At 55.0% G+C, this 5,988-nt stretch carries 5 protein-coding genes; all 5 read right to left on the bottom strand.

Annotated elements, in window-relative coordinates; translation table 11 throughout:
* Window positions 1-277: DUF995 domain-containing protein (locus tag AAAC48_RS18120; protein ID WP_340655522.1), on the bottom strand; the 277-nt coding region annotated here is incomplete at its 3' end.
* On the bottom strand, window positions 274-2,127 hold the full coding sequence (locus AAAC48_RS18115) for a glycosyltransferase family 2 protein (protein WP_340655521.1): 1,854 nt from the start codon (window positions 2,125-2,127) through the stop codon (window positions 274-276). The genes AAAC48_RS18115 and AAAC48_RS18120, both read right to left, overlap by 4 nt.
* Window positions 2,124-3,110 (bottom strand): UDP-glucose 4-epimerase GalE, encoded by a 987-nt coding sequence (galE, locus tag AAAC48_RS18110; RefSeq protein ID WP_340655520.1) that lies wholly within the window; start codon window positions 3,108-3,110, stop codon window positions 2,124-2,126. The genes AAAC48_RS18115 and galE overlap by 4 nt, the downstream gene beginning before the upstream one ends.
* Entirely contained in the window at window positions 3,110-4,159 is a 1,050-nt protein-coding gene (locus AAAC48_RS18105) for a UDP-glucuronic acid decarboxylase family protein (protein ID WP_340655519.1), read from the bottom strand. The genes galE and AAAC48_RS18105 overlap by 1 nt, the downstream gene beginning before the upstream one ends.
* 332 nt (window positions 4,160-4,491) lie before the next feature.
* A complete protein-coding gene (locus AAAC48_RS18100; RefSeq protein ID WP_340655518.1) occupies window positions 4,492-5,682 on the bottom strand; it encodes a helix-turn-helix domain-containing protein in 1,191 nt (396 codons plus the stop codon).
* Between the last annotated feature and the right edge of the window lie 306 nt (window positions 5,683-5,988).

Genomic DNA, 5,988 nt, shown 5'->3' with positions numbered 1-5,988 from the left:
CAAAGCGTCCGGCGCCATCAGACCACGTCCAGGTCTTGTTGCGGTACAGCAGATAAAGCTCCACCCCAGTCATTGGCCGGGCATCTGCTGATGGGACGATTTCTTCGCCGGCATAGGAGACGCCCGCCAATGTTACTGCTGATAGGCAGCACGAAATGAGCAGTGATGTGCGACGCAAAGTTGTGTTCGCCCTCGTTCTTTTTCTGGGTGACTGTGTCACCCTTTCCACCAGGCCGACGAACTCCAAATAGCTCGTTCCAAGTTCCCTAATATTCATCGTGCTTCGCTCCCCCCGAGCTTTTCTTCTTCCGAGAAGTTGATATTCGACGTTGCGGGCAGCCAGTGGGGCTTAAAGGTCAACTTTCGGAGCTCTCCACCTCCAAGGCCAGCACCAGATACCGCGTAGGTCGTTTCATAGAACCTCAGTCGTCCAGTACCCCATGTCAGGGACTCCAATCCCTCCGTCCCGCGCTCAACGGTGGCGAAACCCGGAAGCGCGATGAGGACGAGGAGGCTCGCGGCCATTGCCGGCCGATACGTTCGTGTCTGGACCCTGACGACATTCTCTCGAGCGTGCTGGATGACGATGGTCAGCAGCAGAAGCGTGTAAAGCAAGGCGTTGATAATTGCGAAAATATAGAAACCTCGCGTTTCACCCGCGTCACTTACAAGCAGAACCGGCAACACTGAAGCGATTGATAGGATACCGTACGGCATGAGAACCCGCGAAGGCAGTGGGTCCACTTCCGATGCACCCTTGGGCGTGATGCGAAAGTCGACATAAGACCCGGTCATCCAGTCTCGGATGGCGGCGACTGTACCAGCCAGTGCCCACGGCCACCGTGCGAAGAGAAAAAACATCATCTCCCAGCTCAAGATCTTGGCATCGAACGGCCGGAAGGAGCCGCTGGCACGCCAACGGTAGGCCAAAAGCATCAATGTGACGGAGAGTGGAGCGAAATGCGCTAGAAAATCCGGATAGGTCACTGCGACAAAGTTTTCATGACGGACAAGTGCCAGGATTGGCATGACGAACATGAGGGCCATGAACAGTGCAAAAAGCGGATACCAGAGCTGAGAAAACAGAAATTGGAATTTCAGCTTCAGCGGCAAGCGCGGCACGTAGACAGGCGAATATTGCAAGAGCAGCATGACAAGGCTGCGTGACCACTGGAACTCCTGCGTGACAAGATCAGCGAATGTGCGGGGACCGTCGCCATGCGCAATGGCATCAAGCGCGTGGACACCGCGCCAGCCGTGGGCGTTCATTATCAACGTCGTCGAATGATCTTCGGCAAGCTCCGGTCCCAGGCCGCCTATTTCCTTGAGCGCGGCCGTGCGCACGGCGTAATGCGATCCTATGCAGAGTGGCGCAAGACCATGATTGTAACCGGCTTGAAGCGAACCGTGCATGCTCGCTTCTGCGTAAAGCCGCCCCCGTGCGGACCAGCTTTCTGATGCATTGCGGTCACAAATGCTCGGCGCCGAGACGTAACCAACGTCCGCATCGGCAAACGGGCGCAACATTTCGATGAGATAGCCCTGCTCCGGAACATGATCAGCGTCGAGCTGCGCTACGAAATCGTAACGGTCGTAGCCGAAATGATCGTAGAAAAAGGCAAGATTGCCTTCCTTGCACCGTGTACGGCGCGGCCAGGTCGTGCGGTGATAATCCGGCCTGTTCTTTCGGGTTGAAACGAAGACGCCATGCTGTTGGCACCATTTCAACGTCTCTGGGGTGGGATCCTCATCGGCGAGCCATGTGTCGTGCGGAAACGCTTGATTCAGCATTGCGGTAAGAGTTGTTGCCACCACAGAAAAAGGCTCGGACGGCGCTTTGGTCACGACCATAGCGACGCGACTGCCAAGGGGCAGCTGAAGTGGTCCATTCGGCTTCTGCGCGCGATAAAATAGCGTGATGAAGTAGGCCGGCAGAAGGGTCACCCAGGCCAATATAGCGGTAACAAGGGAGAAGCCCCAAAAGCCGATGTAATGTTCTGGCTTCAACCACCAAGCCCAGAAATAGACAAGCATTGCCAGCCAGACTGCTGCGCCGACAAGATATTCCTGGCGACGATATCCTTCGAGTACGGGTACCACCGCGATATTGTTGGTTTTATTCATCATGTCCGCGACTCCAGACCAAAGAAGGGCGCTGCAGTCCGAACGATCGTATCGATGTCGGAATATTCAGGTGAAAAGCCAAGCGCGCGACGCGCAAAGGCCGGGTCGGCATAGAGAGCGGGCGGGTCGCCGGCACGTCTTGGATGCATTTCAACTGGCACCTCACGTTTGGTGATACGGCCGATGGCGCTCAGAATCTCGCCTATCGAAGAGCCATGCCCGGTTCCAAGATTGACTGAAAGGTTGTCGCCGCCGTTGATGAGGTGCTGGAGGGCCAGAACATGGGCACGTGCCAAGTCCGTCACGTGAATGTAGTCGCGAATACAGGTTCCATCTTCAGTGTCATAGTCGTCGCCAAATACTGCAAGGTGGGAGATCGTCCCCCCGGCCGCGAGCAATGCTCTTGGGATCAGATGTGTCTCCGGGTCGTGCCACTCGCCGAGTTCGCCGTCGGGATCGGCGCCAGACGCATTGAAATATCGCAGCGCGACATATCTCAAATGATAGGCCACCGCATAGTCCTGTAGAATCTGCTCGGCAATGAGTTTCGTCCTGCCGTAAGGATTGATTGGTTGCTGCGGGGTTGTTTCGGTTATGGGAAGAGAATCCGGAATGCCATAGGTAGCGCAGCTCGACGAGAAAATGATCTTGTCGATTTCGGCGTGACGGCAGGCGTCCAAAAGGGACAGTGTCCCGGCGACGTTGTTCCGGTAGTATTTTGCGGGGTCCTCGACGGACTCTCCAACATAGGCCGACGCAGCAAAATGCACGACCGCGTCCGGCTTGTACTGCATCAGGATCCGCGTTAGGCCACTCGTATCGAGGATATCGCCGTGCACGAATTGGCCCCAACGCACCGAAGATCGATGTCCTGTAACCAGATTGTCAAAGACAATCGGCTCGATGCCATTCAAGTGGAGTAGTTTAGCCGTATGGCTGCCGATATATCCGGCGCCGCCCGCCACCAGGACCTTTAGCTGTGACATCACGCTGTCTCCGCGAGTTCATGCGCTTCCTCGGCCAGGAGGCGGTCAAAATATGCGATCGTCTTTTCCAGTCCGACGGAGAGCGGCACCATAGGCTGCCAACCAAGTTCGCGCTGGGCGAGCGATATATCAGGACGGCGCTGGCGCGGATCGTCTGTCGGCAGCGGCTTGTGAATGGTTTTCGAACGCGAGCCTGTAAGTTGGATCACCTGCTCGGCGAGTTGCAGTATGGTGAATTCACCTGGGTTCCCAAGGTTGACGGGACCGGTGAATGACGGGTCCGTTGCCATCAATTGCTGAAATCCGTCGACGAGATCATTAACGAAACAGAACGAGCGTGTTTGCGAGCCATCACCATAGAGCGTTATGTCCTGACCCTTCAGCGCCTGCACAATAAAGTTTGATACGACACGGCCGTCGTCAGGACGCATGTTGGGGCCATAGGTATTGAAAATTCGCGCGACCTTGATCTCGACATGGTGCTGTTTATGAAAATCGAAGAACAGCGTTTCGGCGCTACGCTTGCCCTCGTCGTAGCAGGATCGAGGACCAAACGAATTCACATTCCCCCAATAGTTCTCGACCTGCGGATGAACCAGCGGATCGCCATATATTTCCGATGTGGAAGCCTGGAAGATTCGCGCGCCGGTACGTGCAGCCAGTTCGAGCAGATTAAGCGCGCCAAGAACGCACGTTTTCATCGTATGCACAGGATCCGCCTGGTAGTGCGGCGGCGAGGCGGGGCAAGCGAGATTGTAGATTTCATCGACTTCGATATCAATCGGATCAACAACGTCATGCCTAATCACGCTGAACCGCTCGAAATTTCGGAGGTGGCGGATATTACGCTCGAGCCCCGTTGAAAAATTATCAACGCAGATGACGGTATGCCCAGCCTTGAGTAGACGTTCGCAAAGATGCGATCCAAGAAAACCCGCGCCGCCGGTTACAAGAATGTGCCGGGCTCGTTGCTTTGAGCGGACGACGCGCACGTCACCAAAGAGCGCATTGATATTAGGGCGGGCGGGTACTGGACGCATGCTTTTCATCGATCGAACCCCAAAGTTTGCCTATACTTTGCTGATTGAGAGTACATCGGTGATGTACCTAGTCAGGTCAAAGTGCTGTTTGTCCGGCGTTGTTCTTATAGCTTTTGTATACTTGCGACCGTTGGGTCTGTCGTTAGCTGCGCATCCTAAAACTTGTCGCAGCGTCCATATCTGCAACTAGATGCAACTCGACCAGTCACAGGAGATAGGTATCTGCACGCAAGACACCGACTGAAGGCACGATGGTGGGAAAAGCGATTAGAGTCGCCTATTTTGGCTGAGGCGAGGGCCCTCAGCCGTGGCTCACCTAGGTGGGCTGGCTTGGGACGGTATCAATGACCGAGGGACTTGAGCCACTCGCCGAACGCATGCGCACGACTGTCAATGATTTCCACTGGTGGAACAGCGTGAGCGAAGTAAGGTGGCACGGCCACGTTGCGGGCTTCGCGCGGGCTATAGCCAAATTCCTTGCTGAATGCCCGGCTGAAGTGGGCGGCGGAGCTGAACCCCACGGCAGTAGCGATTTCGATGATTTGCTGACGATTGGCTGCGTTGCTGAGTGCAGCATGGGCCGACAGAAGGCGGCGCTTTTGTATATAGTGCAGTACGCCGCCGCTTGGCTCGAACAGTTGGTAAAGCCTGCTGCGCGAAATACCGAGCTCCCGACAGAGAGTGTCTGGCGTTAGGTCAGACGAATTCAAATTGCGCTGCACGAAACGACGGATTCGTTCCATCAAGGCTAAACTGCCCTGTGGCTCTACAGCGCCGGAGTTATCTGCGGACGACGAGAGACACGTCAAAAGCATATCGCGTGTTGTTTGGACTACTTGAGGAAGATCTTTGGCAGTCAAGATCGCCAGTTTGGCCTCAATACTATCGAGGTAATCGATCAAAAGATTGGTATAGGTTCCGGACAATATCGTATTATTTCTTATTTCGTTGCCCGCACCCGTATCGAAAAATAATTCGCGAGGTAAGTAAAAGGAGAGACTCTGCGTGTCAGTCGTCCTTCCGCTGAACGGATGCCCCAGGGACCTTAGCTCCACTTTTCCAGGCACACCTTCTGACACATTGCCATCCACCTCTGTCCAACTTCGGCCGGTGCGCAGTAGCAAAACATGCCAATGGTCGATGGAATTTGATCGCAACTTGGCAGCGGAGCGCACATAGGAATGGGAAGGCGCATTCTGCCGCACGATAAGCATACTGCCCAGATTCCAGGCAGTATGCTCGGCAGGAAATCCATCGTCCCCTGATACCCCATCCGGTAATCTAATATCTATCAGAGGTGCCAAATATGCCTGCCAGGCCGCGAATTGATCGCTCGGAGCTAAATCGCGGGTAGAAAAACGTAGAGGCTCCAAAGCGGGTGGTAGCGGCGCAGCCGCTTCCGGGTTTGCTTTTGATGGCCGTGGCCAACGGCGCCGTTCGCTCTGCGCGGGCGAGCCGGTATTGTGCTGCTCCTCATCTTGCTTTTCGACCGGAACAGGCAACGGTTGTCCTTTTTGCGGAGAGTTCGGCAACGATACCTCCCAATTCTGAACGAAACCATACCACCGCAAGGTTAACGACGGCTTGAAGTGGTTTCGGTCATGGCTGAACCGTTGTCAAGCGGGGTTGCCGCAATCCCGATTGTGATAAGCTTGTCCGGATCTAGATGTCCTACTGCTGAATTTCTTGGCGATTCAGATGCGAGGCCGTTTTGTCTGGCACACATGTTTTAAATTGGTTGTTGTTATTCCACTACATCGACGACGACTTTGCCTATCGCGCTTCTCCGTTCGACGGCGGCATGGGCGTCCGCGACCGTTTTTCAAGTTGAATCGGAT

Origin of the sequence: Phyllobacterium sp., assembly GCF_037994405.1 — a bacterium.
GTDB lineage: Bacteria > Pseudomonadota > Alphaproteobacteria > Rhizobiales > Rhizobiaceae > Phyllobacterium.
Note: the sequence above shows the minus strand (reverse complement) of the source record. Positions and strands in the feature narration are given on the sequence as shown.

Coding starts and splice junctions, on each gene's coding strand:
- galE (WP_340655520.1), bottom strand. CDS start 3,110: ATGTCACAGCTAAAGGTCCTGGTGGCGGGCGGCGCCGGATATATCGGC.
- AAAC48_RS18115 (WP_340655521.1), bottom strand. CDS start 2,127: ATGATGAATAAAACCAACAATATCGCGGTGGTACCCGTACTCGAAGGA.
- AAAC48_RS18105 (WP_340655519.1), bottom strand. CDS start 4,159: ATGAAAAGCATGCGTCCAGTACCCGCCCGCCCTAATATCAATGCGCTC.